Raw genomic sequence first — 26,520 nt, 5'->3', positions numbered from 1 at the left:
ACGCGCTCCGGCTGATCCTGACATTCCGACTGGCGTTGCTTACGCCGGGACGTCGCTGCTCCCGGCCCCGAGCGGGCGCTGCATCATCACAGTATCGAGCCAGCGGCCGAATTTCAGGCCGACGCTCGGGTGGGTGCCGATCATCTGGAAGCCGCAGGCGGTATGCAGCCGGACCGAGCCGGCATTGGCGGAGTCGCCGATGACGGCGATCATCTGGCGAAAGCCTCCCTCCTCACAGGCGTCGATCAGCCGCCGCATCAGTCGCATTCCGATGCCACGACGCTGGCTGGCGGGGGCGAGATAGATCGAGTTCTCCACCGTGAAGCGATAGGCCGGGCGAGGCCGGTAAGGCCCCGCATAGGCATAGCCAACCACCTCTCCGTCCAGCAGGGCGGCGAAATAGGGAAAGCCGTCGTCGGTGAGCGCCCGGAAGCGGCGCGTCATTTCCGTCAGATCCGGAGGGTCGAGCTCGAAGGTGGCCGTGCCCTCGCGGACGGCCTGGCCGTAGATGGCGGTGATGGTGGGAAGGTCGGCCTCCCGGGTGGGCCGGATCTCAATGTCGGACATGGTGGAAACATACCAAAGCGGACGCGGCGATCAATCCGGCCTCGCGGCATGGCTGCCGTCGCGCACGCGCCGCGGTCGCAATTGGCTTGCGCAAACGAAAAGCCCCGGCGGTGAGGCCGGGGCTTCGAAGGTCGCTCGTGTGAGCCGCTGGCTCAGTCGCGCTGTCCGAGCAGCTGCAGCAGCAGCGTGAACAGGTTGATGAAGTTCAGGTACAGCGACAGGGCGCCGGTGATCGCTGCGCGCTCGGCAATGTCGCCGCCCGCGGAAGCGTAGCCGTAGATGTACTCGTTCTTCAGACGCTGCGTGTCCCAGGCGGTCAGGCCGGCGAACACGAACACGCCGATCACCGAGACGATGAACTGCAGCATCGAGCTCGCCAGGAACAGGTTCACGAGGCTCGCCAGCACGATGCCGACCAGGCCCATGAACAGGAACGAGCCCATGCCCGTCATGTCACGCTTGGTCGTGTAGCCGTACAGGCTGAGCGCGCCGAACGTCGCCGCGGTGATGAAGAACACCCGCACGATCGAGGTGTGGGTGTACACCAGGAAGATCGACGACAGCGAGATGCCCATCAAGGCCGAGAACACCCAGAACAGGATCTGCGCGGTCGACGGCGCCAGGCGGTTGATGCCGGCCGAGATCGCGAACACCATGACCAGTGGGGCCAGGATGAACAGCCACTTCAGCGGGCTCACGAACATCGCGTAGCCGAACTGCGTCAGGTACGCGTTGCCGAACTTGAATACGCCGGCAGCCGGATCGCCGGTCACCGACGCCATGTAGACGCCCAGCGCCGCGAGGCCGGTGATGGCCAGGCCGATGCTCATGTAATTGTAGATGCGCAGCATGTAGGCGCGCAGACCGGCGTCGACGGTCGCGGCATCGGCGCGCCCGGCCACCCGGCCAAAGGGTGAAGCATAATTGCGGTCTAGGTCCGACATGGTCGATTCCCGTTGGTTGCCCGGCAGTCCGGTCCTGGCAGGACCTTTAGCCGGTTCTCGAAAAACCCTATCTCATACCCACTGCCACAGATATTAAATTTGCGTCATCGGCAAAATCGCCATCTTTTGGCAGGTCTCTGAGCCCATTCCCTAGATGGGAAACTAGCATATCCGCCGCAAGCGTCCACGCGCGGCTGAATGTCGCTCCGCGCGCGTCCCAGCCGTATAAGTCGCGTTAACCGTGCGGCATGAGCGCGCAAGCCGCTAGAGATTCCGAAGGACCGTCGCCGGCTTCTGGTTGAGCGCAAGGAGGGTGCCGGCCAGACCGAGGCCGACCGTCACGATCAGCGCGGTCAGGACGACCAGCGCGGCGCTGCCCGCCTGCCAGGCGAAGCTCAAGGTCATCAGCCGGGTCACGATCAGCCACGCGGCGACCGACCCCGCGACGACGCCGAAGGCGGCGGTGGCGAAGCCGATCATCAGATATTCGAGCGCGTAGGCGCCGAGCAGCCGTAGCCTGGTGGCGCCCAGCGTCTTCAGGATCACGGCATCGTAGACCCGGTGGCGGTGGCCGGCGGCCAGCGCGCCGCCCAGCACCAGGATGGCCGAGATCAGCGTCACCGCGCTGGCGCCGCGGATGGCGAGCGCAAGGTTGGAGACGACCGAGCCGACCGTCTCCATCACCTCGCGGACCCGCACGCTGGTCACCATCGGGAAGGCGTCGGCCACCTTGCGGATGACGCGCGCATCCTCGACGGCATCGGAGCGCGCCTCGGTCAGGGTGGCGACATGGGTGTGGGGCGCGCCCTTGAAGGCATTCGGGGAGAACACCAGCACGAAATTGATGCCGAGCCCCTGCCAGTCGATGGTGCGCATGTTGCCGATCCGCGCCGTGATGTCGCGTCCGAGCACGTTGACCACGATGTCGTCGCCGAGCTTGAGGCCGAGACCGTCGGCGATCCGCTTCTCGATCGAAACCAGCGGCGGGCCGCTGTAGTTCTCGCCCCACCACGCGCCCTCGACGACCTTGGATCCCTTGGGAATCTCGGCGGTATAGGTCAGGCCGCGGTCGCTCTGCAGCACCCATTCGGTGTCCGTCGTCGCCTTGAGGTCCTCGGCGCGCACGCCGCGGGCGGCGACGATGCGCCCGCGCAGCATCGGCACGTCTTCGACTGCCGATTGAGGGGCGAGGTCCTTGAGGAAGCCGCGGAAGCGGTCGGCCTCGCCCGAGGGGACGTCGATGAAGAAAAACGACGGCGCCTGCTCCGGCAGCTGTGCCAGGAACTGGCGTCGCAGATTGCCGTCGATCTGGGTGATGGTGACCAGCACGGCGAGCCCCAGCCCGAGCGACAGCACCACGGACGGTGTCAGCGCGCCTGGGCGATAGATATTGCTGACCGCCAGCCGCAGCATCGGGAAGCGGCTGCGCGGCAGGGCGCGCGCAATCGCCATCACCGCGGCGGCAATGCCGCGCAACAGCACGAACACCAGCGCGGCGGCGACGACGAACACCGCGGCGATGCGCTTGTCGTAGGACAGGCCGATCACCACCGCGATCAGCAGCGCGACCGTGCCCGCGATCAGCACCAGATAGCTCCAGCGCGGCCGGTGCCATTCGGCGATGACCGCCTCGCGGAACAACGCCGCCACCGGCACGTCACGCACGCGCCCGAGCGGCCACAGACCGAACGCGAGCGCGGTGAGCAGGCCATAGACGAAGGACAGCGCCAGCTCGTCCGGATGAATAGCCGGGATCACGGGCAGCGGCAGGATGTTGCCGAACAGTCCGACGATGGCAAACGGCAGGGCCGCGCCGGTGCAGAGTCCGATGATCGAACCAATCGTGGCGAGCACCATCACCTGCACGAGGTAGATGCCGAACACGTCGCGGCTGGTGGCGCCGAGCGCCTTGAACGCCGCGATCACCTCGGTGCGGCGGTCGACATGGCTCTTGACCGCATTGGCGACGCCGACGCCGCCGACCAGCAGGGCGGCGAGACCGACCAGGGTCAGGAACTGGGTGAAGCGGCCGATGGTCCGCTCGAGTTGCGGCGAGGCGTTGCTGCGGCTGCGGATCTCCCATCCGGCCGACGGCAGTGTCAGGCGGGTATCGGCGATGAAGGACGCCGCGGCGTGATCGTCCTTGGCATTGTCGGGCAGCCGGACCCGGTAGGTCCAGCGCACGAGACTGCCCGGCTGCAGCAGCGGCGTCGCCCGCAGACCCGCCTCGCTGACCAGAAAGCGCGGCCCGAGGCCGATGCCGCCGGACAATTTGTCGGGCTCGGCCTGCAGCGCGCTGCGAATCTGGAAGCGGACCGTGTCGATCGTGACGATGTCGCCGACCTTCAGGTCGAGCCGGGCCAGCAGCGCCGGATCGGCTGCAGCTCCGTAGACGCCGTCGCGCTCGGCCAGGATGTCGGCCATCGGCAGATCGGGCTGGAGCTCGGCCTTGCCGAGCAGCGGATAGGCGTTGTCGACGGCCTTCAGCTCGACCAGGGCCAGCTTGGCGTCGCTGGAGCGCACCATCGCGCGCAGGGTTGCCGCCAGCGACAGCTGTCCACGCGAGCGCAGGAAGTCGATCTCCTCCGGCTTGGCCTCGCGCTGAAACAGCGAAAAGGCAACGTCGCCGCCGAGCAGCGTGCGTCCTTCGCGAACTAGGCCGTCATTGAGGCTCGCCGCCACCGAGCCGACGCCAGCGATGGCGAGGACGCCGAGCGCGATGCAGGCGATGAAGACATAGAAGCCGCGCAAGCCGCCGCGCAGCTCGCGCAACGCGTAACGAACGGGCAGGAGGGCGATCCGGCCGCTCGCGACCGGTTCTGACATGGCGCTCATGCGTCAGCCGGCTCGCGGGCGTCGCTCTCGCTTTCGATCCGCCCCGAGCGCAGCCGCACGACGCGGTCGCACCGGTGCGCGAGGCTGCTGTCGTGGGTCACCAGCACCAAGGTCATGCCGCGCTCGGCGTGCTTGGTGAACAACAGATCGACGATCTGCCGTCCGGTGGTCTCGTCGAGATTGCCGGTCGGCTCGTCGGCCACGAGAATTGCAGGATCGGGAGCGAGGGCGCGGGCCAGCGCCACGCGCTGCTGCTCGCCACCCGACAGCTGGGTCGGATAGTGATGCAGCCTGTGGCCCAGCCCGACCGAGTCGAGCTCGCGGGCCGCGCGCTCGGCGGCGCCGGCGTGGCCGGCCAGCTCAAGCGGCACCGCGACGTTCTCCAGCGCCGTCATGGTCGGGATCAAATGAAAGGACTGGAAGACAATGCCGACCTGGCGGCCGCGGAACCGGGCCAGGGCGTCCTCGTCCAAGACATTGAAAGCGGTCCCGTTGACCACCACCTCACCGCTGTCAGGACGTTCCAACCCCGCCATCACCATCAGCAATGTGGACTTGCCAGAGCCCGACGGTCCGATCAGACCGATCGTCTCGCCCTGTCCGACCCGCAGGCTGACGTCCTTGAGGATATGGACCCGCGCCGCGCCGGTGCCGAGCGAGAGGTTGACGTTCGAGATGGTAATGGTGTCCGGCGCGAGGCCGGCCAAACGCGAGGTTTCGATGAGACTGTCCATGGCTCGGTCATATGGCAACTCCGCAAGCCGGGTCGAGAGGCGCGGACACATCTTCGTGCACATACTCGTGTTGATGCTCGCCTTGATGACAGTCGGGTCCGCGTTCGCCGCTGCCGAGGCCGTCAAGCCGATCAAGCTGGTCGTTCTCGGCGATTCCTTGAGCGCGGGACTCGGCCTGTCCGCTTCAGATGCGTTTCCAGCCAAGCTGCAGAAGGCCTTGCAGGCCCAGGGGCTGCCGATCGACCTCACCAATGCCGGCGTATCCGGGGACACCTCGTCCGGCGGCCGCGACCGGCTCGACTGGTCGGTGCCGGAGGGGACCGAAGCGGTCGTCGTCGAACTCGGCGCCAATGACGCGCTGCGCGGCATCGATCCCGCCGTGACGCGCAAGGCTTTGAGCGAGATCGTGACCCGGCTGAAAGCCAGGGGCATCGCCGTCATGCTCTGCGGCATGCTGGCGCCGCCGAACTACGGCAGCGACTATGCCGCGAAATTCAACGCGATCTATCCCGAGCTCGCCAAGGAATTCGGCGTGCCGCTGTATCCGTTCTTGCTCGACGGTGTCGCCGCCGACCCCAAGCTGAACCAGGCGGACGGCATTCACCCCACCGCAGCGGGCGTCGACATCATCGTGTCCAGGCTGTTGCCTACGGCGGAAGCATTCCTGCGTCCGCTTCGTGGGCAATGACGGAACGAAGCCCTGCGCCGACAATTTGCGATAGCCTTAAGGGCCGGGTTTTCCGCAGCTTTTACCGGCGTTAACCCACCTTCCGTCGCGGAGTCATATAAGTTCGGTAGGAATTATGCATTGGCGATTCGTCGTCGATCATTTCTCGAAGGCATGATCTCGTCAATTTTCGAGATCAGCCTCCAGCATCGGGAGTCCTGAAACGATGCCGCGTCTGTTTACTGGACTGGAAATCCCGGCCGAGGTTGGCCACACGCTTTCCGGTTTGCGGGGTGGCCTCCCCGGCGCCCGCTGGATCGATCCCGAAAATTACCATGTGACGTTGCGTTTCATCGGTGACATCGACGGCGCCTCCGCCAACGAGATCGCCTCGATGCTCTGGCGGGTGAACCGCAAGCCGTTCGAAGTGACGGTGCAAGGTCTCTCCAGCTTCGGCGGCCGCAAGCCGCGCGCCGTCGTTGCCAACATCGCGCCGAGCCGGCCGCTGATCGAGCTGCAGGCCGAGCTGGAGCGGCTCATGCAGCGGATCGGGCTCGATCCCGAGGGACGCAAATTCGTGCCGCACGTCACGCTGGCGCGACTGCACGATGCGTCGAGCCAGGACGTCGCCGACTATCTCTCCGTCCGCGGCTATTTCCCGAGCCGCGTGTTCATGGCCGAGCGCTTCGTGCTGTTTTCGTCGCGTGCCTCGACCGGCGGCGGGCCCTATGTGGTCGAGGACGCCTACGATCTCTCCCCGGGATGAGGTCTGCAGCGCGGTCGTTCAAGCCAGCCGTTCGCAGAGGCCAAGAGCGAAGACGAGCGTCGTTAGCCCCGGGCTAACGATCACGGCGGCGTTTGCGTGCCATATACCAAGACATCACGGCTCCGACGCATGGCGGCTTCCACCATTTGCGGATTGCATTTTACGTAAGTCTCGTGACCTAGAGTGGACTCATGCTGTCCACTCCCTCAGACGCGTTCCGCGCGCAATATCAGTCTTTGGTCGATACTGGTGCGATCGAGCCCGACCCCGCCCAGGCCGAGGTCGCCGACGCGCTGGCGGCGCTGGAGCGCCGGCTCTCCACCTACAAGCCCTCGCGCAAGCAAGGCTTGTTCGGTCGCCTTTTTGCCGACAAGAGCGAGCCGCCGAATGGGCTCTATGTCCATGGCGAGGTCGGCCGCGGCAAGACCATGCTGATGGACCTGTTCTTCCAGAACTGTCCGGTTGAGCTCAAGCGCCGCGCGCATTTCCACGAATTCATGGCCGAGGTGCATGAGCGCATCTACGGCTACCGCCAGAACATCGCGCGCGGCGAGCTCGCCGATGCCGATGTGATCGGGCTCACGGCGCAGGCGATCTTCGACCAGGCCTGGCTGCTCTGTTTCGACGAATTCCATGTCACCGACATCGCCGACGCGATGATCCTGGGCCGTCTGTTCGCCAGGCTGTTCGAGCTCGGCACGGTGGTGGTGGCGACCTCCAACGTCGCGCCTGAAGACCTCTACAAAGGCGGCCTCAACCGCGCGCTGTTCCTGCCCTTCATCAAGCAGATCGCCGACCACATGGACGTGATGCGGCTGGACGCGCGCACCGATTTCCGGCTGGAGAAGCTGGCCGGCGTGAAGATGTGGCTGGTGCCGGCCGATGTCGACGCGCGGGCGGCGCTCGACAAGGCCTGGGCGCGGCTCACGGGTCATGCCAAGTGCAAGCCGCGCGACATGACGATCAAGGGGCGCATCCTGCATGTCCCGTGCTCCGCCAACGGCGTCGCCCGCTTCGGCTTTGCCGATCTGTGCGGAAAGCCGCTGGCAGCCTCGGACTATCTGCGGCTCGCGCACGACTATCATACGATCCTGATCGATCATGTTCCGGTCATGGATCTGGCCGAGCGCAATGCCGCCAAGCGCTTCATCACCCTGATCGATACGCTCTACGACAACGCCGTGAAGCTGATCGCCTCCGCCGAGGCTGACCCGGTTTCGCTCTACATCGCGACCGAGGGCGTGGAGGCCATGGAGTTCAAGCGGACCACCTCGCGCCTGATCGAGATGGGCTCGGACTCCTATCTGGCCCTGCCGCACGGGCGGAAGGACTCGGCGGCATCTGGGACTTCCACGGGGTTGGTCGAAACCTGACAACCACCGGAGCTTTGGCGAGCGCCTGCCGCCGGGCACACAGCCGCGAAAAGGCCACGTCAATCATGCTGAAAGGATCATCAGCGCCCGTCGCCCGGTCCTGATCGAAATCAAGGCACGCCCGCCAATTGGCCATAGCGTGACTTGAACGGCCCGGGCGAAAGGGATAACCACCACTCGACTTTTCAACCTCCCTCACTCCTTCGGGTTCAAAGGAAAATTTGCCATGGCGCGCGACAAGATTGCTTTGATTGGCTCCGGTCAGATCGGCGGAACGCTGGCTCACCTCGTTGGCCTCAAGGAGCTCGGCGACGTCGTGATGTTCGACATTGCCGAAGGCGTTCCGCAGGGCAAGGCGCTCGACATCGCCCAGTCGTCGCCGGTCGACGGCTTCGACGCGCACTACACCGGCGCCAACTCCTATGAGGCGCTCGACAACGCCAAGGTGTGCATCGTTACCGCCGGCGTGCCGCGCAAGCCCGGTATGAGCCGCGACGATCTGCTGTCGATCAACCTCAAGGTGATGGAGCAGGTCGGCGCCGGCATCAAGAAGTACGCGCCGGACGCCTTCGTCATCTGCATCACCAACCCGCTCGACGCGATGGTCTGGGCGCTGCAGAAGGCCTCCGGTCTCCCGGCCAAGAAGGTCGTTGGCATGGCCGGCGTGCTCGACTCGGCGCGTTTCCGCTACTTCCTGGCCGATGAGTTCAACGTCTCGGTCGAGGACGTCACCGCCTTCGTGCTCGGCGGTCATGGCGACACCATGGTGCCGCTGACCAAGTACTCGACCGTTGCCGGCATTCCGCTGCCCGACCTGGTCAAGATGGGCTGGACGTCGCAGGCCCGCATCGACGAGATCGTCGATCGCACCCGCAACGGCGGCGCCGAGATCGTCAATCTGCTGAAGACCGGCTCGGCCTATTACGCGCCGGCGGCGTCGGCGATCGCGATGGCCGAGAGCTATCTGCGCGACAAGAAGCGCGTGCTGCCCTGCGCGGCGCATCTCAACGGCGAGTTCGGCGTCAAGGACATGTATGTCGGCGTGCCCGTCGTGATCGGCTCCAAGGGTGTCGAGCGCATCGTCGAGATCGAGCTCGCGGGCAAGGACCGCGAGGCGTTCGACAAGTCGGTCGCCGCCGTGCAGGGCCTCGTCGACGCCTGCAAGAAGATCGCGCCCGACCTGCTCGGCCGCTGATCAGGGGTCATTCACGGGGCGTAATCTCGCCCACATCGAGTTGCAGGATGTTTGGTATATGGTATACCAGACATCCTAACAACAATTCTGGTCGTCACCCCATCGCGGGTTCGGGGAGCAAGCGCTTATGAACATTCACGAATATCAGGCCAAGGCACTGCTGCACGAGTTCGGCGTGCCGATTTCCAAGGGCGTGCCAGTTCTCCGTCCGGAGGACGCGGATGCGGCGGCGAAGACGCTCGGCGGCCCGGTCTGGGTCGTGAAGAGCCAGATCCACGCCGGTGGCCGTGGCAAGGGCAAGTTCAAGGAGGCCTCGGCCGGCGACAAGGGCGGCGTCCGCCTCGCCAAGTCGATCGACGAGGTCAACACTTTCGCCAAGCAGATGCTGGGCGCGACGCTGGTGACGGTGCAGACCGGCCCCGACGGCAAGCAGGTCAATCGCCTCTACATCGAGGACGGCTCGGATATCGACAAGGAGTTCTATCTGTCGCTGCTGGTCGACCGCGAGACCTCGAAGGTCGCCTTCGTCGTGTCGACCGAAGGCGGCGTGAACATCGAGGACGTGGCGCACAGCACGCCTGAGAAGATCATCACCTTCTCGGTCGACCCGGCCACCGGCGTCATGGGCCATCATGGCCGCGCTGTCGCCAAGGCGCTGAAGCTGACGGGCGATCTCGCCAAGCAGGCCGAGAAGCTCACCACCCAGCTCTACAATGCGTTCGTCGCCAAGGACATGGCGATGCTCGAGATCAACCCGCTGGTCGTCACCAAGCAGGGCCAGCTCCGCGTGCTCGACGCCAAGGTGTCGTTCGACTCCAACGCGCTGTTCAAGCATCCCGAGGTCGTCGCGCTGCGCGACGAGACCGAGGAGGACGCCAAGGAGATCGAGGCCTCGAAGTACGACCTCAACTACGTCGCGCTCGACGGCACCATCGGCTGCATGGTCAACGGCGCCGGCCTCGCCATGGCGACGATGGACATCATCAAGCTCTACGGCATGGAGCCCGCCAACTTCCTCGACGTCGGCGGCGGCGCCAGCAAGGAGAAGGTCGCGGCGGCGTTCAAGATCATCACCGCCGACCCGAACGTGAAGGGCATCCTGGTCAACATCTTCGGCGGCATCATGAAGTGCGATGTCATCGCCGAGGGCGTCGTGGCCGCGGTCAAGGAAGTGGGTCTGAAGGTGCCGCTGGTGGTGCGCCTCGAAGGCACCAATGTCGATCTCGGCAAGAAGATCATCAGCGAGTCCGGTCTGAACGTGCTGCCCGCCGACAATCTCGACGACGCCGCGCAGAAGATCGTCAAGGCCGTCAAGGGAGGCTGAGCGCCGGTCCAGGCGCTCGCTCATTCCTCACCGCAACGCTTTTAGAGAAAGCACGATGTCCATCCTCATCGACAAGAACACCAAGGTCATCTGCCAGGGCTTCACTGGCAAGAACGGCACCTTCCACTCCGAGGCGGCGATCGCCTATGGCACCAAGATGGTCGGCGGTACCTCGCCGGGCAAAGGCGGCTCGACCCATCTCGGCCTGCCGGTGTTCGACACCGTCAAGGAGGCCCGCGAGGCCACCGGCGCCGACGCCTCGGTGATCTACGTGCCGCCGCCGGGCGCCGCCGACGCGATCTGCGAAGCCATCGACGCCGAGGTCCCGCTGATCGTCTGCATCACCGAAGGCATCCCGGTGCTCGACATGGTCCGGGTGAAGCGCTCGCTGCAGGGTTCCAAGTCGCGCCTGATCGGGCCGAACTGCCCGGGTGTCATGACCGCCGGCGAGTGCAAGATCGGCATCATGCCGGCCAACATCTTCAAGCCGGGTTCGGTCGGCATCGTGTCGCGTTCGGGCACGCTGACCTACGAGGCGGTGTTCCAGACCACGTCGGAAGGTCTCGGCCAGACCACCGCGGTCGGCATCGGCGGCGACCCGGTCAAGGGCACCGAGTTCATCGACATGCTAGAGATGTTCCTGGCTGACCCGAAGACGACCTCGATCATCATGATCGGTGAGATCGGCGGCTCGGCCGAGGAGGACGCGGCGCAGTTCATCAAGGACGAAGCCAAGCGCGGCCGCAAGAAACCGATGGTGGGATTCATTGCCGGTGTCACCGCCCCTCCCGGCCGTCGCATGGGTCATGCCGGCGCGATCATCTCGGGCGGCAAGGGCGATGCCGGCTCGAAGACGGCCGCGATGGAAGCTGCTGGTATTACAGTGTCTCCGTCGCCCGCACGGCTCGGCAAGACGCTTGTCGAAAAGTTGAAATCCTGATTCAGGACTTAGTGCTTTTCGGCGCGAATATTTACAATAAATAAGGTAGACGGTCCTAACCGGAGCCTGATCCGCTTTGTCAGCGGGTCAGGCATTGCGCCGTTTTGATTGGGCGCATCGAAATTACCAGGACGCCACCATGTCTCGCCAAGACGCGAACGCCGCCTTCGCCCTGTCGTCTTTTCTGCAGGGCACCAATGCCACCTACATCGATGAGATCTACGCCCGCTACGAGAAGGATCCCGCCTCGGTCGATCCGGAGTGGCAGGAGTTCTTTAAAAGCCTGAAGGATGCGCCGGCCGACGTGCAAAAGAATGCGTCGGGCCCCTCCTGGGCGCGCAGCAACTGGCCGGTCTCGCCGCGCGACGAACTGACCTCGGCGCTCGACGGAAACTGGGCCGTGGTCGAGAAGAAGGTCGGCGAGAAGATTGCGCAGAAGGCGCAGACCAAGGGCGTCGAACTGTCGCTGGCCGACGTCAACCAGGCCACCCGCGACTCCGTCCGCGCGTTGATGCTGATCCGCGCCTACCGCATGCGCGGCCACTTCCACGCCAAGCTCGATCCGCTCGGCATCGAGGCGCCGCGCAACCGCGAAGAGCTCGACCCGCGCTCCTACGGCTTCACCGAGGCCGATTTCGACCGCAAGATCTTCCTCGATCACGTGCTGGGCCTCGAATACGGCTCCCTGCGCGAGATCGTCGCGATCTGCGAGCGCACCTATTGCCAGACGCTCGGCGTCGAGTTCATGCACATCACGAATGCGGCGCAGAAGGCCTGGATCCAGGAGCGCATCGAGGGGCCGGACAAGGAGATCTCGTTCACCCGCGAGGGACGCCGCGCCATCCTGCAGAAGCTGATCGAATCCGAAGGCTTCGAGAAGTTCTGCGACGTCAAGTTCACCGGCACCAAGCGCTTCGGTCTCGACGGCGGCGAGTCGCTGATCCCGGCGCTGGAGCAGATCATCAAGCGCGGCGGCAATCTCGGCGTGAAGGAGATCGTGCTCGGCATGCCGCATCGCGGCCGCCTGAACGTGCTGACCCAGGTCATGGGTAAGGCGCACCGGGCGCTGTTCCACGAGTTCAAGGGCGGCTCGGCCAATCCCGACGCGGTCGAAGGCTCGGGCGACGTCAAGTACCACCTCGGCGCCTCCTCGGACCGCGAGTTCGATGGCAACCGGATCCATCTGTCGCTGACTGCCAACCCGTCGCATCTCGAGATCGTCGACCCCGTGGTGCTCGGCAAGGTCCGCGCCAAGCAGGACCAGCATGGCGATCCGCCGGACATGCGCATCTCGGTGCTGCCGCTGCTGATGCATGGCGACGCGGCGTTCGCCGGCCAGGGCGTCGTTGCGGAATGCTTCGCGCTCTCCGACCTGAAGGGCTACCGGACCGGTGGCTCGATTCATTTCATCGTCAACAACCAGATCGGCTTCACGACCTATCCGCGCTATTCGCGCTCGTCGCCCTATCCGTCCGACGTCGCCAAGATGATCGACGCGCCGATCTTCCATGTGAACGGCGACGATCCGGAGGCGGTGGTGTTCGCGGCCAAGGTCGCGACCGAGTTCCGGCAGAAGTTCCACAAGCCGGTCGTCATCGACATGTTCTGCTACCGCAGGCATGGCCACAACGAAGGTGACGAGCCGGCTTTCACCCAGCCGGTGATGTACAAGAAGATCGCCGGTCATCCGTCGACCCTGGAGATCTACTCCAAGCGCCTGGTCGCCGAAGGCGTCATGACCGAGGGCGAGGTCGACAAGGCCAAGGCCGACTGGCGCGCCCGTCTCGACGCCGAGTTCGAGGCCGGCACCTCCTATCGTCCCAACAAGGCCGACTGGCTCGACGGCAAGTGGGCAGGGTTCAAGTCTGCCGACCAGGAAGAAGAAGCGCGCCGCGGCGTGACCGGCGTCGAGCTCGACCGTCTCAAGGAGATCGGCCGCAAGATCACCAAGGTGCCGGACGGCTTCCGCCTGCACCGCACGATCCAGCGCTTCCTCGAGAACCGCGCCAAGGCGATCGACAGCGGCATCGGGATCGACTGGGCGACCGGCGAGGCGCTGGCGTTCTGCTCGCTGCTCCTGGAAGGCCACAAGGTTCGTCTGTCCGGCCAGGACAGCGAACGCGGCACCTTCTCGCAGCGTCACTCGGTCCTGATCGACCAGGAGGACGAGAGCCGCTACACGCCGTTCAACCATCTGGCGCCGGAGCAGGGCCATTTCGAGGTCATCAACTCGCTGCTCTCGGAAGAAGCCGTGCTCGGCTTCGAATATGGCTACTCGCTTGCCGAGCCCACTGCGCTGACGCTGTGGGAGGCGCAGTTCGGCGATTTCGCCAACGGCGCCCAGGTGCTGTTCGACCAGTTCATCTCGTCGGGTGAGCGCAAATGGCTGCGCATGTCCGGCCTCGTCTGCCTGCTGCCGCATGGCTATGAGGGCCAGGGCCCCGAGCATTCGTCGGCCCGCCTTGAGCGCTATCTGCAGATGTGCGCCGAGGACAACATGCAGGTGGTCTATCCGACCACGCCGGCGAACTACTTCCATGTGATGCGTCGCCAGCTGCATCGCGAGATCCGCAAGCCGCTGATCGTGATGACGCCGAAGTCGCTGCTGCGCCACAAGCGCGCGGTGTCGCGGCTCGAGGAGCTGGCCAAGGGAACGACCTTCCACCGCATCCTGTACGATGACGCCCAGATGCAGGCGGACGACAAGACCAAGCTGGTGCCGGACGATCAGATCCGCCGCATCGTGCTGTGCTCGGGCAAGGTCTATTACGACCTGTATGACGAGCGCGAGAAGCGCGGGCTCAACGACGTCTATCTGATGCGCGTCGAGCAGCTTTACCCGGTACCGCTCAAGGCGCTGGTCGCCGAGCTCAGCCGCTTCAAGAACGCCGAAGTGGTGTGGTGTCAGGAAGAGCCCCGCAACATGGGCGCCTGGCACTTCATCGAGCCCTACATCGAATGGGTGCTGAACCAGACCGGCGGCAAGAGCAAGCGTCCGCGCTATGCCGGCCGCGCCGCGTCGGCGGCCACCGCCACGGGCCTGATGTCGAAGCATCTTGCGCAACTGAAGGCGCTGCTCGACGAAGCCCTGAACTGAACCTGCCTATAGAGGCGCCCCGCAAGCCATGCGGGGCGCAAGTACATCGCGTTGATCGTCCGTCCCGCATCGCTTGCTCGCCGCAAGGCGATGGCGGACGGACTTTATGGCCGCACGGGTTATTGAGGATAAAAGACCATGACTGAAATTCGCGTTCCGACGCTGGGTGAATCCGTCACCGAAGCCACCATCGGCCGCTGGTTCAAGAAGGCTGGCGACGCGGTTGCCGTCGACGAGCCCCTCGTCGAGCTCGAGACCGACAAGGTCACGATCGAGGTGCCCGCGCCGTCGGCCGGCACCTTGGGCGAGATCATCGCCAAGGATGGTGAGACGGTCGCCGTCGGCGCGCTGCTCGGCCAGATCACCGATGGCGCCGCGGCTGCCAAGCCGGCCGCTGCTGCTCCGGCTCCGGCAAAGCCCGCTGCCTCCGCGCCGCCGGCTGCGGCACCTGCGCCGGCCAAGGCGCTGCCCGCCGATACGCCGCAAGCCCCGTCGGTGCGCAAGCTCTCGGCCGAGAGCGGCGTCGATGCCACCACCGTGCCCGGCTCGGGCAAGGACGGCCGCGTCACCAAGGGCGACATGCTGGCCGCGATCGAGCGCGCCGCCTCGGCGCCGACCCCGGTCAATCAGCCGGCCGCCGCCGTGCAGGTGCGTGCGCCGTCGCCCGCTGACGATGCGGCGCGCGAGGAGCGCGTGAAGATGACCCGGCTGCGCCAGACCATCGCGCGCCGCCTCAAGGACGTCCAGAACACCGCGGCCATGCTCACGACCTTCAACGAGGTCGACATGACCAACGTGATGGCGCTTCGCAGCCAGTACAAGGACGTGTTCGAGAAGAAGCACGGCTCGAAGCTCGGCTTCATGGGCTTCTTCACCAAGGCGGTGGTGCAGGCGCTGAAGGACATTCCGGCGGTCAACGCCGAGATCGACGGCTCGGACCTGATCTACAAGAACTACTATCACATCGGCGTCGCCGTCGGCACCGACAAGGGCCTGGTCGTGCCGGTCGTGCGCGACTGTGACCACAAGTCGATCGCCGACATCGAGAAGGGCATCGCCGATTTCGGCCGCCGCGCCCGTGACGGCCAGCTCAAGATCGACGAGATGCAGGGCGGCACCTTCACGATCACCAATGGCGGCATCTACGGCTCGCTGATGTCGACCCCGATCCTGAACGCGCCGCAGTCCGGCATCCTCGGCATGCACAAGATCCAGGAGCGCCCCGTCGTGGTTGCCGGCAAGATCGAGGTCCGCCCGATGATGTATCTCGCGCTGTCCTACGATCACCGCGTCATCGACGGCAAGGAGGCGGTGACCTTCCTGGTGCGCGTCAAGGAGAGCCTGGAAGATCCGGCGCGGCTCGTGCTGGATCTCTGAGCGGAGGCGACGATGGAGGAGCCGTCACTGGTGCTGTCGTTGATGCCGTTTCTCCTTACGACGGTGATCTTCTTTGTTTTCACCATTCCGATCGCTCGGAGAAAGGGCAGGGGTCTCGGCTTAGCCGCTTTGAGCCTCATACCCTTCGTGACGCCCTTCATCCTGCTTTATCTAGTGAGTCTGACCGACAAGGCTGTTCTCGATCGCCTTGCAGAACTTGAAGCCAAGTCACAGTAGGAATCGGCCAAGTGGCCCGCGCAAGCAGTCCACTTGGCGCACTCAGCGGGGCTCCTCATGACCGACAGGGTTGCAGTAATCACCGGCGGTAGCCGCGGCATCGGCCGCGCGACCGCCATTGCGGCCGCATCGCGCGGCTTCAAGATCGTGGTCGGCTACGCCTCCAACGAGGCGGCGGCGCAGAGCACGGTGGCCGCGATCGAGGCCAAGAACGGCAAGGCCATCGCGGTCAAATGCGACGTCGGCCGCGAGCACGACATCCTCGCTCTGTTCAAGGCGGCCGACAAGTTCGGGACCCTCGGCGCTCTCATCAACAACGCCGGCATCGTCGGCCCCACCACGCGCGTCGACGAGATGAGCGCGGAGCGCATCGAGCGGTTGATGGCGGTCAACGTCACCGGCAGCATCCTGTGCGCACGTGAGGCCGTGAAGCGGATGTCGACGCGGCATGGTGGTCAGGGCGGCGTCATCATCAATTTGTCGTCGGTCGCGGCCAGGCTCGGCTCGCCCAACACCTATGTCGACTACGCCGCCTCGAAAGGCGCGATCGATTCCTTCACCGTCGGCCTCGGTCACGAGGTCGCGAACGAAGGCATCCGCGTCGCGGCGATCCGCCCGGGCCTGATCGACACCGAGATCCATGCCTCCGGCGGCGAGCCCGATCGCGCCCACCGCCTTGCCCCCATGGTGCCGATGAAGCGCGTCGGCACCGCGGAGGAAATCGCCAATGCCATCGTCTGGCTGCTGTCGGACGAGGCCTCCTATGTCACTTCGGCCATTCTCGACGTGTCGGGCGGACGCTGACGACCGTCGTCATCTTTGACTGCAAGCTTACGGAACATTCGATCATGGCATCTTACGATCTCGTCGTCATCGGCACCGGACCCGGTGGGTATGTCTGCGCCATCCGCGCGGCGCAGCTCGGCATGAAGGTGGCCGTGGTCGAGAAGAACGCGACCCTCGGCGGCACCTGCCTCAACGTCGGCTGCATGCCCTCGAAGGCGCTGCTGCATGCCTCCGAGCTGTTCGAGGAGGCCGGGCACTCCTTCGCCAAGATGGGCGTCAAGGTGTCGCAGCCCGAGCTCGATCTGCCGGCGATGATGAACTTCAAGCAGCAGGGCATCGACGGCAACGTCAAGGGCGTCGAGTTCCTGATGAAGAAGAACAAGATCGACGTGCTCGTGGGCAAGGGCAAGATCCTCGGCACCGGCAAGCTGCAGGTGACCGGCAATGACGGCGCGGTGCAGACCGTCGAGACCAAGAACATCGTGATCGCGACCGGCTCGGACATTGCGCGCCTGAAGGGCATCGAGATCGACGAAAAGCGCATCGTCTCGTCGACCGGCGCGCTGTCGCTGGAGAAAGTGCCTTCGAGGCTGCTGGTGGTCGGCGCCGGCGTGATCGGGCTCGAGCTCGGCTCGGTGTGGCGCCGCCTCGGCGCCAAGGTCACCGTGGTCGAATTCCTCGACCGCATCCTACCCGGCATGGATGGCGAGATCGCAAAACAGTTTCAGCGCATCCTCGAGAAGCAGGGCTTTGCGTTCAAGCTCGGCGCCAAGGTGACCGGCGTCGATACGTCCGGGGCTACGCTCTCGGCGACCATCGAGCCCGCCGCGGGCGGAGCGGCTGAAAAGATCGAAGCCGATGTCGTGCTGGTTGCGATCGGCCGCGTGCCCTACACCGACGGTCTTGGCCTGCAGGAGGCCGGCGTGGTGCTCGACAATCGCGGCCGCGTCCAGATCGATCACCATTTCGCGACCAGCGTGCCGGGCGTTTATGCCATCGGCGATGTCGTCGCCGGGCCCATGCTCGCGCACAAGGCCGAGGACGAGGGTGTTGCGGTCGCCGAGATCATCGCCGGACAGGCCGGCCATGTGAACTACGACGTCATTCCCGGCGTCGTTTACACGACGCCGGAAGTCGCGTCCGTCGGCAAGACCGAGGACGAGCTGAAGCAGGCGGGCGTCGCCTATACCGTCGGCAAGTTTCCGTTTACCGCGAACGGTCGCTCCAAGGTCAATCAGACCACTGACGGCTTCGTGAAGATCCTTGCGGATGCGAAGACGGATCGCGTGCTTGGCGCCCATATCATCGGCCGCGAGGCCGGGGAAATCATTCACGAGGCCGCCGTATTGATGGAGTTCGGTGGCTCTGCCGAGGATCTCGCGCGCACCTGCCACGCGCATCCGACGCGGTCGGAGGCCGTCAAGGAAGCCGCGCTTGCGGTGGGCAAGCGGGCCATCCATATGTGATGGACGCCCGGAGACGCCTTCGGTGGGTGCGACAAAACGCCCGCTGGTGACGCTGAACCGAACGGCATGGCGCGAGGTCGTATCGTCATAGCGGCCTCAACCCGCGGGGCCTGGCGGAGATGGAGTCCGATGCTGCGCCGCCTGCTTCAGCCGTTCTGGGTTCTGCTTGCGATCATCTTCCTGATCGAGGCTTGGCTGTGGGACCATCTCGAGCCGATCGTGGCGCGCATTGTCGCCGCGATACCGCTGCGTAGCTTCAAGCACTGGCTGGCCGGGCGCATTGAGACGCTGTCGCCGGCGCTGACCCTGATCGTCTTCGTCGTGCCGGTCGTTCTGCTGTTTCCGCTCAAGCTGATCGGCATGTGGCTGCTGATGCACCAGCAGTGGAAGTTTGCGCTGGCCACGATCGTGTTCGGCAAGATCGTCGGTGTCGGCGTCACCGCCTTCATCTTCGATGTGACGCGCAGCAAGCTGCTGCAGATGTCCTGGTTCGCATGGCTCTACGAGGCCGTGCTCGCGCTGCGCAGGAAAGCCGCGGCGCTGGTCGATCCGATCAAGCAGCGCATCCGCGAGATCATCCGCCGCAATGCCGATGGCTGGTCATCGCGCGTGCTGCGCGTGATCATGCGCTTCCGCAGGAGCGTGCAGCAGGCGCGGTAGTGGTGGTCGCCACGTCGCAAAGCCAGTTGCCGTCGCTGACCTCAATGCAGATGCAGCAGATGCGGCTGGAACAGGCCGAGCAACGTCATGGCAATACCGATCAGCGCGAGCCCTCCGGACGCCCAGGCCAGCACGAGCATGCCCGTGATGATCGTCGCTGACGCCAGCACGATGCCGATCTGGAAGGCGGCCGACGCGAGCTCATAGTGGTGGTACTTTGCGGTGGCGAGGTCGCGCTCGTGCTCGGCATGCTTGGCGCGTTCGGCCAGCTGCTCGCTGCCTTCGCCGGTCTCCGGCTCCGAGCGATAGCGCGCGGCATTCTTCTGCCAATCGTCGATCTGCTTCTGCAACGCCGCCTTGGCCGCCTCGTCAGGCAGCGCCGGCAAGCTCAGCTTGCCCTGCTCGGCGGCGGTCTGCACCACCGTGCGGCGAACGGTCTTGGCCTGGAAGAAGGCCCAGAGGTTGGAGGCCTCGACGTTCTTGCTGATCGATTCGGTCTGCGCGCCCTTGCCGAGCGTTTCCGACAGCGCCAGGAACAGGGCGATGACGGCGATCAGCAGCGCGATCTTCTTGTTTTCGCCCGACGCGTGCTCGGCATGCTCCGCATGCTCCATGCTCTCATGTGCGCTCATCTGTTCCCCTCCGGATCAAGCGCGAGAACGATTGCCGGAAGCTCGGTGGTCGCGCAAGGGAAACGATGTGACGGAACGGTGTCACCGCCGCGGATGCGCCGACGCGTAGACCTGGAGCAGCCGCTCCGAATCGATGCCGGTATAGATCTGGGTGGTCGACAGCGAGGCGTGGCCGAGCAGCTCCTGGATGGCGCGCAGATCGCCGCCGCGCGACAGCAGATGCGTCGCGAAGGAATGGCGCAGCGCGTGCGGCGTGGCGCTGTCGGGCAGGCCGAGCGCGCCGCGCAGCCGCTCCATCGTCAGCTGGATGATGCGCGGGCTCAACGGGCCGCCCTTGGCGCCGAGGAACATCGGCCCGTCCGCAGGCAGCGGATAAGGACAAAGCTTGGCGTACTCGTCGATCAGCTGCAGCACATTCTGCAGCACCGGCACCATGCGGGTCTTGTTGCCCTTGCCGGTCACGACCAGCACGTCGCCTTCGCCCGGCCGTGGCACCTCGCGGCGCTTGAGGCCGAGCGCTTCCGAAATGCGCAGGCCGGAGCCGTAGAGCAGGGCCATCACAGCGGCGTCGCGCGCCAGCACCCAGGTCTCCCGGGTCTCGCCGGCGCGCTCGTCGGCATCGGCGAGGCGCTTGGCGGCGTCCATCGGCAGCGGCTTCGGCAGGCTCTTGGCGATCTTTGGCGCGCGGATGCCGGAGAGTGCGCCGACCTTGCCCTTGCCCTCGCGCTCCAGGAAACGGCCGAACGAGCGCAGGCCCGCCAAGGTCCGCATCAAGGACCGACCCGCGATGTCGTCTGCGCGTCGCATCGCCATGAAGGCGCGGATATCGGCCGCCTCCAGCGCGGCGAAGCGCGCCAGCGTCACCGGCTCGCCCCAATGGGTGCAAAGGAATTGCAGGCACTGCCGCAGGTCGCGGGCATAGGCCTCGACCGTCTTCGGCGACAGCCGGCGCTCGCTGCGCAGATGCGCCAGCCACTGCATCATCGCACGCACGACGCCTTCGTCGGCCCCGAGGAGACCGGTGATGTCGGGCGTCTCCGCCGCTGATGTCGTGGTCGCAGTCATCGCGAACAGCTCGATCTCATCGCGTCATGTCATGTATATCGCACTGTCATCGTTTACCGTTCGCTAACTTTGCCGGGCGGCTTTCGCTTCAGCCAGAGCAAGGTTATCTCCGCCCCCATGGACCGCGCCACCACCTCCCCTTCAGGCACCGCATCGACCGGCGTGGTCGACGTGCTGGTTCCGGTCGCGCTGGACCACACCTATTCCTACCGTGTGCCGCGCGGCATGGATCTGAAGCCTGGCGATGTCGTCGGCGTGCCGCTGGGACCGCGCGAGGTGCTGGCGGTGGTGTGGGCCGAGAATGCCAATCCCGATCCGCGCCTGCACAACCGGCTCAAGGATGTCAGCGAGAAGCTCGACGTGCCGCCGCTCAAGCCCGAGCTGCGATCGCTGGTCGACTGGGTCGCCAATTACACGCTGTCGCCGCGCGGCATGGTGCTGCGGATGTCCTTGCGGATGGGCGAGCATCTCGGCCCCGAGCGCGTCCGGCTCGGCGTCCGGCTGGTCGGCGAGCCGCCGAAGAGGCTGACGCCGTCACGCCGCCGCGTCATCGACGCCGTTTCCGACGGCCTGCTGCACGGCAAGTCGGATCTGGCGCGCGAGGTCGGCGTGTCCGGGGGCGTGATCGACGGCCTGGTCGACGAGGGCACCTTGACGGTGGAGGCGATGCCGCGGACGCTGGCGCCGCCGGCGCCCGATCCCGACTTCGCCCGGCCGGAGTTCTTCGACGCGCAGCAGGCCGGCGTCGAGGCGATGCGGGCGCTGGCCGCGAGCGGCACGTTCCAGGTGGCGCTGCTCGACGGCGTCACAGGGTCAGGCAAGACGGAAGTCTATTTCGAGGCGGTGGCCGAAACGGTCCGCCGCGGCCGGCAGTCGCTGATCCTGATGCCGGAGATCGCGCTGACCGGCCAATTCCTGGAGCGCTTCTCGCGCCGCTTCGGCGTCCGCCCGCTGGAATGGCATTCCGAGCTGACCCCGCGCAACCGTCAGCGCAACTGGGCTTCGATCGCCGCCGGCGAGGCGCCGGTGGTCGTCGGCGCCCGCTCGGCGCTGTTCCTGCCCTATGCCGATCTCGGCCTGATCATCGTCGACGAGGAGCACGACCAGGCCTACAAGCAGGACGAGGGCGCCCATTACCACGCCCGCGACATGGCCGTGGTGCGCGGCCACATCGCCAAGATCCCGGTGGTGCTGGCGTCAGCGACGCCCTCGGTGGAGACCGAGGTCAATGCCCGCAAGGGCCGCTACCAGCGCGTGGCGCTGCCGTCGCGCTTCGGCGGCCAGCACATGCCGCATATCGAGGCCATCGATCTCCGGCGCGAGCCGCCGCCCCGCGGCCGCTACATCTCGCCGCGGCTGGCCGGCGAGATCCGCACCGCGATCGAGCGCGGCGAGCAGGCGCTGCTGTTCCTGAACCGCCGCGGCTATGCGCCGCTCACCCTGTGCCGCGCCTGCGGCCACCGCTTCGCCTGCACCATCTGCGACGCCTGGCTGGTCGATCACCGCTTTCGCCAGCGGCTGGTCTGCCACCATTGCGGCTTCTCGATGCCGCGTCCGCCGACCTGCCCGCACTGCGCGGCCGAGGAATCGCTGGTCGCGGTGGGACCCGGCGTGGAGCGGTTGCAGGAGGAGGCGGCGGCGCTGTTTCCGGAGGCGCGCAGCATGGTGCTGTCGAGTGATCTGATCACCTCGATCGAGAGCATGCGCGCCGAGCTGACGGAGATCGCGGAAGGCCGCGTCGATCTCATCATCGGCACCCAGCTCGTCGCCAAGGGGCATAACTTTCCGCGGCTCAATCTCGTCGGTGTGGTCGATGCCGATCTCGGCCTCGGCAATGGCGATCCGCGCGCCGCCGAGCGCACTTGGCAGCTCCTGAACCAGGTGATCGGCCGCGCCGGCCGTGAGCAGGGGCGAGGCCGCGGCTACCTGCAGACCCACCAGCCCGAGCATCCCGTCATGAAGGCGCTGGTCGCCTGCGACCGCGAGGCCTTCTACACCAGCGAGATCGACGTCCGCGAGCGCACCGGCTATCCGCCGTTCGGGCGGCTCGCGAGCCTGATCATCTCGGCCGGAGACCGGCCCACCGCAGAGGGCTTCGCCCGCCGGCTGGTCGCGTCGGCGCCGCGCGAGGAGGGCGTGCTGCTGCTCGGCCCGGCCGAGGCGCCGCTCGCGGTGATCAAGGGCCGCTACCGCTTTCGGCTGCTGCTCAAGTCGGCACGCAATTTCGACCTGTCGGATTATCTGCGCCACTGGCTGGCGCATGCCGAGAAGCCCAAGGGCAATCTCAAGCTCGAGGTCGACGTCGACCCGCAGAGCTTCTTGTAGCGCTCGGCGCGCTCTCCACCGTCATCGCGAGGAGCGACGCGACGAAGCAATCCAGAGTCCAGACCCGGCCCTGGATTGCTTCGCTGCGCCGCTGCGCTCGCAATGACGCGTAAATAGACTCTGGTGCCTTACGACACGACCTCAGCGGTGACGCGGCCGACGCCGGCGCGGGTCAGGCCGATGGCGCGGGCGGCGCCGGTCGAGAGGTCGAGCACCCGGCCGCGGATGAACGGGCCACGGTCGTTGACGGTGACGATGACGCTGTTGCCGCCATGGGTCACGCGCAGCTTGGTGCCGAACGGCAGCGAGCGGTGCGCGCAGGTCATGGCGTTGGCGTTCATGCGTTGGCCGGAGGCAGTGCGGCTGCCGGACTCGTTGCCGTAGTACGACGCCATGCCGGAAAAGCTGCGGCCGGTGCCGGACGACGGCGTGACCGCTGCGTTGGAGTTCATCCACGAGGAGCCGTTGGACGACCATCCGTTCGAGAACGAGTCGGCCGCGGGCTGAGCAGCATGGCGCGACATGTGGTGATGGTGGTGGCGAGCGTGGTGCTGGTGGTGCCTGGACCGGGCCGAGGCTTCGGTGGCGCTGCCGCCGACGATCAGCGTCACGGCAACAGCGAGCGCGGTGCGCGAGCCGGCGATCTTGCCAGCCGAGATGTTCTTCAGTTTCAGCATCTATGTCCCTCGAACAGTATTGCCGCGTTCTGCGGCCAGTGAACCCCCGTCAGGTGTTGAGGCGGGCGCCGTTTGGTGGGGCAATGAGGCGTGAATGGGGCAGTAGAAATTGTTTCGCTCTGATCGAAACATCTTGCATCGCGGTCTACTCATCACGGAAAATTCCGTAATCCGCTGCTTTAACGCTTCCTTAACGATCAAATACTTCAAAATACTGTTGATTTAAGTTCTCGCTTAGGACGCCAAGATGTCAGCAAGTAATGTCGATGCGGGCCGGCCGGCGGCCGCCGGGCACCGCCGACGGGAGTCAAGGCCAAACCAGCATGGCGGCCATGCAGCAACAGCTGGAACCTTGTCCAAAGTGATTGGTATTGGGGTCGGGTCGCGTGTTGGGCGCGATCAGCGAGTCCGTTGGACGGGCGCTTACGCTCCGACCGCGGCGCGGCAACAAGGTGCCGAATAGCGGGCCACCGCTTGTTGCGGCTGCGCGTACGCTATGTTAGCAAAGCGCCGCTTTTCGTGATCAAGCTGCTCCCGCGGCGATCGAAAATCAAAGTCCTGCTTGAATTCCAAGGGCTTAACTGGTTTGCGCCGCAGCGGCGCGCCGGTGTCCCTCTTGTGGGTTGGGCACATATAAAAAGAGCACGTCTGTGGCTGCTGAAGATCCCTCCGTATCCGGTGTGTCCGGTCGTTACGCGACGGCCCTGTTTGAACTGGCCCGTGACGAAAAGTCCGTCGATGCGGTCAAGGCCGATCTCGACAGGTTCAATGCCCTCCTCGATGAGAGCGCCGATCTCAAGCGCCTCGTCCGCAGTCCGGTGTTCGGTGCGGACGTGCAACTCAAGGCGCTGAATGCGGTGCTGAACAAGGCCGGCATCACCGGCGTCGCCGCCAACGTGCTGCGCGTGCTGACCGCCAACCGCCGCCTGTTCGCGGTGACCGACGTGATCCGCGCCTTCAATGCGCTGGTCGCCAAATACAAGGGAGAGGCCACGGCCGACGTCATCGTCGCCGAGCCGCTCTCCGACAAGAATCTCGACGCCTTGAAGGCCTCACTGAAAACGGTGACCGGCAAGGACGTCGCGCTCAACGTGAAAGTCGATCCAGCGATTATCGGCGGGCTCGTCGTCAAGCTCGGCAGCCGCATGATCGATAGTTCGCTTCGCACCAAACTCAACTCGATCAAGCACGCGATGAAAGAGGCAGGCTGATGGACATCCGCGCCGCGGAAATTTCCGCGATCCTCAAGGACCAGATCAAGAATTTCGGGCAGGAAGCCGAAGTCACCGAAGTCGGACAGGTGCTGTCCGTCGGTGACGGTATTGCCCGCGTCTACGGTCTCGACAACGTCCAGGCCGGTGAAATGGTCGAGTTCGAGAACGGCACCCGCGGCATGGCGCTGAATCTCGAGACCGACAACGTCGGTATCGTCATCTTCGGCGCCGACCGCGAGATCAAGGAAGGCCAGACCGTCAAGCGCACCCGCGCCATCGTGGACGCGCCGGTCGGCAAGGGGCTGCTCGGCCGCGTCGTCGACGCGCTTGGCAATCCGATCGACGGCAAGGGCCCGATCCAGGCGACCGAGCGCAAGCGCGTCGACGTCAAGGCCCCCGGCATCATTCCGCGCAAGTCGGTCAACGAGCCGATGTCGACCGGCCTCAAGGCGATCGACGCCCTGATCCCGGTCGGCCGTGGCCAGCGCGAGCTGATCATCGGCGACCGTCAGACCGGCAAGACCGCGATCGCGCTCGACACGATCCTGAACCAGAAGCCGCTCAACGTCGCCGGCGCGCCCGAGAGCCAGAAGCTGTATTGCGTTTATGTCGCGATCGGCCAGAAGCGTTCGACCGTCGCGCAGTTCGTCAAGGTGCTCGAAGAGCAGGGCGCGCTGGAATATTCGATCGTCGTCGCCGCGACCGCGTCCGATCCGGCGCCGATGCAGTATCTCGCGCCGTTCACCGGCTGCACCATGGGCGAGTACTTCCGCGACAACGGCATGCACGCCGTCATCATCTATGACGATCTGTCCAAGCAGGCCGTCGCCTATCGCCAGATGTCGCTGCTGCTGCGCCGTCCGCCGGGCCGCGAGGCCTATCCGGGCGACGTGTTCTACCTGCATTCCCGCCTGCTCGAGCGCGCCGCCAAGCTCAGCAAGGACCACGGTCTGGGGTCGCTCACCGCGCTGCCCGTCATCGAGACCCAGGCCAACGACGTGTCGGCCTACATCCCGACCAACGTCATCTCGATCACCGACGGCCAGATCTTCCTGGAGACCGATCTGTTCTTCCAGGGCATCCGTCCTGCCGTGAACGTCGGTCTGTCGGTGTCGCGCGTCGGCTCCTCGGCGCAGACCAAGGCCATGAAGAAGGTCGCCGGCAAGATCAAGGGCGAGCTCGCGCAGTACCGCGAAATGGCGGCGTTCGCGCAGTTCGGCTCCGACCTCGACGCCTCGACGCAGCGCCTGCTGAACCGTGGCTCGCGCCTGACCGAGCTCCTGAAGCAGCCGCAGTTCTCGCCGCTGAAGATGGAAGAGCAGGTCTGCGTGATCTGGGCCGGCACCAACGGCTATCTCGATCCGCTGCCGCTGAACAAGGTGCGCGCCTTCGAGGACGGTCTGCTGTCGCTGCTGCGCGGCAAGAACGCCGACCTGCTCGACGCGATCCGCGACAGCAAGGATCTGTCCGACGACAGCGCCGCCAAGCTGAAGGCAGTGGTCGAAGGTTTCGCCAAGACCTTTGCCTGATCGCAAGGCCATGGCCGGCTCTCGCCGGCCATCCACCCCCTCGGGGTGGAACAACGTGACATCTCATGCCCGGCGCCAGGCCGGGCATGACCAATCTCAGGGTTGAGCGG

Annotated in this window: 22 protein-coding genes; 15 read left to right on the top strand and 7 right to left on the bottom strand. The window is 65.6% G+C overall.

Translation table 11 applies throughout. The features are described from left to right. Positions 1-39: 39 nt before the first annotated feature. From QW868_RS05040 to QW868_RS05025, 4 genes are all read right to left on the bottom strand, one after another. Positions 40-567 (bottom strand): GNAT family N-acetyltransferase, encoded by a 528-nt coding sequence (locus QW868_RS05040; RefSeq protein WP_315740701.1) that lies wholly within the window; start codon positions 565-567, stop codon positions 40-42. A 152-nt stretch (positions 568-719) separates the two neighbouring features. Further along, the gene (locus QW868_RS05035) at positions 720-1,511 is read right to left on the bottom strand and encodes a Bax inhibitor-1/YccA family protein (protein WP_315740702.1); all 792 of its coding nucleotides are present in this window, start codon (positions 1,509-1,511) and stop codon (positions 720-722) included. Positions 1,512-1,775: 264 nt separating this feature from the next. Beyond that, the gene (locus QW868_RS05030; protein ID WP_316230057.1) at positions 1,776-4,346 is read right to left on the bottom strand and encodes an ABC transporter permease; all 2,571 of its coding nucleotides are present in this window, start codon (positions 4,344-4,346) and stop codon (positions 1,776-1,778) included. Further along, complete coding sequence (locus QW868_RS05025; protein WP_315757140.1) at positions 4,343-5,080, bottom strand: ABC transporter ATP-binding protein; 738 nt, start codon at positions 5,078-5,080, stop codon at positions 4,343-4,345. The genes QW868_RS05030 and QW868_RS05025 overlap by 4 nt, the downstream gene beginning before the upstream one ends. A gap of 55 nt (positions 5,081-5,135) precedes the next feature. Between QW868_RS05025 and QW868_RS05020 the strand changes: the two genes are divergently transcribed. The 12 genes from QW868_RS05020 to QW868_RS04965 all read left to right on the top strand — a co-directional run bounded on the left by QW868_RS05020 (position 5,136) and on the right by QW868_RS04965 (position 18,968). After that, a complete protein-coding gene (locus QW868_RS05020; RefSeq protein ID WP_315781752.1) occupies positions 5,136-5,768 on the top strand; it encodes an arylesterase in 633 nt (210 codons plus the stop codon). A 205-nt stretch (positions 5,769-5,973) separates the two neighbouring features. Next, positions 5,974-6,513, top strand: coding sequence for an RNA 2',3'-cyclic phosphodiesterase (gene thpR, locus QW868_RS05015; protein WP_315740705.1), 540 nt, complete (start codon positions 5,974-5,976; stop codon positions 6,511-6,513). Positions 6,514-6,704: 191 nt separating this feature from the next. Next, positions 6,705-7,886 (top strand): cell division protein ZapE, encoded by a 1,182-nt coding sequence (zapE, locus tag QW868_RS05010; protein WP_315740706.1) that lies wholly within the window; start codon positions 6,705-6,707, stop codon positions 7,884-7,886. A 226-nt stretch (positions 7,887-8,112) separates the two neighbouring features. Beyond that, complete coding sequence (gene mdh, locus QW868_RS05005; RefSeq protein WP_009031546.1) at positions 8,113-9,081, top strand: malate dehydrogenase; 969 nt, start codon at positions 8,113-8,115, stop codon at positions 9,079-9,081. 127 nt (positions 9,082-9,208) lie between these two features. Beyond that, positions 9,209-10,405, top strand: coding sequence for an ADP-forming succinate--CoA ligase subunit beta (gene sucC, locus QW868_RS05000; protein WP_315777283.1), 1,197 nt, complete (start codon positions 9,209-9,211; stop codon positions 10,403-10,405). A 55-nt stretch (positions 10,406-10,460) separates the two neighbouring features. Then, positions 10,461-11,345: a succinate--CoA ligase subunit alpha gene (gene sucD / locus QW868_RS04995; RefSeq protein WP_172184319.1), complete on the top strand. Its 885-nt coding sequence runs from the start codon at positions 10,461-10,463 to the stop codon at positions 11,343-11,345. A 139-nt stretch (positions 11,346-11,484) separates the two neighbouring features. Then, positions 11,485-14,442, top strand: a complete 2,958-nt coding sequence (locus tag QW868_RS04990; protein WP_316230056.1) for a 2-oxoglutarate dehydrogenase E1 component — start codon at positions 11,485-11,487, stop codon at positions 14,440-14,442. Positions 14,443-14,580: 138 nt separating this feature from the next. Beyond that, positions 14,581-15,819 carry a 2-oxoglutarate dehydrogenase complex dihydrolipoyllysine-residue succinyltransferase gene (gene odhB / locus QW868_RS04985; protein ID WP_315740710.1) on the top strand — a complete coding sequence of 413 codons (1,239 nt, stop codon included), beginning with the start codon at positions 14,581-14,583 and terminating at the stop codon, positions 15,817-15,819. A 12-nt stretch (positions 15,820-15,831) separates the two neighbouring features. Further along, entirely contained in the window at positions 15,832-16,056 is a 225-nt protein-coding gene (locus tag QW868_RS04980; protein ID WP_316230055.1) for a hypothetical protein, read from the top strand. Positions 16,057-16,113: 57 nt separating this feature from the next. Beyond that, on the top strand, positions 16,114-16,860 hold the full coding sequence (locus QW868_RS04975) for an SDR family oxidoreductase (protein WP_315740712.1): 747 nt from the start codon (positions 16,114-16,116) through the stop codon (positions 16,858-16,860). Between the two features lie 44 nt (positions 16,861-16,904). Beyond that, positions 16,905-18,308 carry a dihydrolipoyl dehydrogenase gene (lpdA, locus tag QW868_RS04970; protein ID WP_315757147.1) on the top strand — a complete coding sequence of 468 codons (1,404 nt, stop codon included), beginning with the start codon at positions 16,905-16,907 and terminating at the stop codon, positions 18,306-18,308. 129 nt (positions 18,309-18,437) lie between these two features. Next, the gene (locus QW868_RS04965) at positions 18,438-18,968 is read left to right on the top strand and encodes a hypothetical protein (protein ID WP_316230054.1); all 531 of its coding nucleotides are present in this window, start codon (positions 18,438-18,440) and stop codon (positions 18,966-18,968) included. Between the two features lie 41 nt (positions 18,969-19,009). Here the strand turns inward: QW868_RS04965 and QW868_RS04960 are convergent, their stop codons facing one another. After that, positions 19,010-19,600, bottom strand: coding sequence for a DUF4337 domain-containing protein (locus QW868_RS04960; RefSeq protein ID WP_315740715.1), 591 nt, complete (start codon positions 19,598-19,600; stop codon positions 19,010-19,012). A gap of 81 nt (positions 19,601-19,681) precedes the next feature. After that, positions 19,682-20,665, bottom strand: a complete 984-nt coding sequence (locus QW868_RS04955; protein ID WP_316230053.1) for a tyrosine recombinase XerC — start codon at positions 20,663-20,665, stop codon at positions 19,682-19,684. 117 nt (positions 20,666-20,782) lie between these two features. On the opposite strand from QW868_RS04955, the gene QW868_RS04950 reads away from it, so the two are divergent. After that, complete coding sequence (locus QW868_RS04950) at positions 20,783-22,990, top strand: primosomal protein N' (protein WP_316230052.1); 2,208 nt, start codon at positions 20,783-20,785, stop codon at positions 22,988-22,990. A gap of 128 nt (positions 22,991-23,118) precedes the next feature. Here the strand turns inward: QW868_RS04950 and QW868_RS04945 are convergent, their stop codons facing one another. Further along, a complete protein-coding gene (locus tag QW868_RS04945; RefSeq protein WP_315740717.1) occupies positions 23,119-23,667 on the bottom strand; it encodes a septal ring lytic transglycosylase RlpA family protein in 549 nt (182 codons plus the stop codon). A 650-nt stretch (positions 23,668-24,317) separates the two neighbouring features. Between QW868_RS04945 and QW868_RS04940 the strand changes: the two genes are divergently transcribed. Both QW868_RS04940 and atpA read left to right on the top strand, forming a co-directional pair. Then, a complete protein-coding gene (locus tag QW868_RS04940) occupies positions 24,318-24,878 on the top strand; it encodes a F0F1 ATP synthase subunit delta (RefSeq protein WP_316230051.1) in 561 nt (186 codons plus the stop codon). Continuing rightward, complete coding sequence (gene atpA / locus QW868_RS04935; protein WP_316230050.1) at positions 24,878-26,410, top strand: F0F1 ATP synthase subunit alpha; 1,533 nt, start codon at positions 24,878-24,880, stop codon at positions 26,408-26,410. Before QW868_RS04940 ends, atpA begins: the two co-directional genes overlap by 1 nt. Positions 26,411-26,520 lie beyond the last annotated feature (110 nt).

The sequence above is a fragment of the Bradyrhizobium sp. SZCCHNR1051 genome, assembly GCF_032489615.1.
Taxonomy (GTDB): domain Bacteria; phylum Pseudomonadota; class Alphaproteobacteria; order Rhizobiales; family Xanthobacteraceae; genus Bradyrhizobium.
The sequence above is the reverse complement of the archived record's forward strand: the minus strand, read 5'-3'. Positions and strand labels throughout refer to the sequence as shown.

What these genes read in the sequence shown, in the direction of transcription:
- QW868_RS05040 (WP_315740701.1), bottom strand. Translation starts at nt 567, where the DNA reads ATGTCCGACATTGAGATCCGGCCCACCCGGGAGGCCGACCTTCCCACC.
- QW868_RS05035 (WP_315740702.1), bottom strand. Translation starts at nt 1,511, where the DNA reads ATGTCGGACCTAGACCGCAATTATGCTTCACCCTTTGGCCGGGTGGCC.
- QW868_RS05030 (WP_316230057.1), bottom strand. Translation starts at nt 4,346, where the DNA reads ATGAGCGCCATGTCAGAACCGGTCGCGAGCGGCCGGATCGCCCTCCTG.
- QW868_RS05025 (WP_315757140.1), bottom strand. Translation starts at nt 5,080, where the DNA reads ATGGACAGTCTCATCGAAACCTCGCGTTTGGCCGGCCTCGCGCCGGAC.
- thpR (WP_315740705.1), top strand. Translation starts at nt 5,974, where the DNA reads ATGCCGCGTCTGTTTACTGGACTGGAAATCCCGGCCGAGGTTGGCCAC.
- zapE (WP_315740706.1), top strand. Translation starts at nt 6,705, where the DNA reads ATGCTGTCCACTCCCTCAGACGCGTTCCGCGCGCAATATCAGTCTTTG.
- mdh (WP_009031546.1), top strand. Translation starts at nt 8,113, where the DNA reads ATGGCGCGCGACAAGATTGCTTTGATTGGCTCCGGTCAGATCGGCGGA.
- sucC (WP_315777283.1), top strand. Translation starts at nt 9,209, where the DNA reads ATGAACATTCACGAATATCAGGCCAAGGCACTGCTGCACGAGTTCGGC.
- sucD (WP_172184319.1), top strand. Translation starts at nt 10,461, where the DNA reads ATGTCCATCCTCATCGACAAGAACACCAAGGTCATCTGCCAGGGCTTC.
- QW868_RS04990 (WP_316230056.1), top strand. Translation starts at nt 11,485, where the DNA reads ATGTCTCGCCAAGACGCGAACGCCGCCTTCGCCCTGTCGTCTTTTCTG.
- odhB (WP_315740710.1), top strand. Translation starts at nt 14,581, where the DNA reads ATGACTGAAATTCGCGTTCCGACGCTGGGTGAATCCGTCACCGAAGCC.
- QW868_RS04980 (WP_316230055.1), top strand. Translation starts at nt 15,832, where the DNA reads ATGGAGGAGCCGTCACTGGTGCTGTCGTTGATGCCGTTTCTCCTTACG.
- QW868_RS04975 (WP_315740712.1), top strand. Translation starts at nt 16,114, where the DNA reads ATGACCGACAGGGTTGCAGTAATCACCGGCGGTAGCCGCGGCATCGGC.
- lpdA (WP_315757147.1), top strand. Translation starts at nt 16,905, where the DNA reads ATGGCATCTTACGATCTCGTCGTCATCGGCACCGGACCCGGTGGGTAT.
- QW868_RS04965 (WP_316230054.1), top strand. Translation starts at nt 18,438, where the DNA reads ATGCTGCGCCGCCTGCTTCAGCCGTTCTGGGTTCTGCTTGCGATCATC.
- QW868_RS04960 (WP_315740715.1), bottom strand. Translation starts at nt 19,600, where the DNA reads ATGAGCGCACATGAGAGCATGGAGCATGCGGAGCATGCCGAGCACGCG.
- QW868_RS04955 (WP_316230053.1), bottom strand. Translation starts at nt 20,665, where the DNA reads ATGACTGCGACCACGACATCAGCGGCGGAGACGCCCGACATCACCGGT.
- QW868_RS04950 (WP_316230052.1), top strand. Translation starts at nt 20,783, where the DNA reads ATGGACCGCGCCACCACCTCCCCTTCAGGCACCGCATCGACCGGCGTG.
- QW868_RS04945 (WP_315740717.1), bottom strand. Translation starts at nt 23,667, where the DNA reads ATGCTGAAACTGAAGAACATCTCGGCTGGCAAGATCGCCGGCTCGCGC.
- atpA (WP_316230050.1), top strand. Translation starts at nt 24,878, where the DNA reads ATGGACATCCGCGCCGCGGAAATTTCCGCGATCCTCAAGGACCAGATC.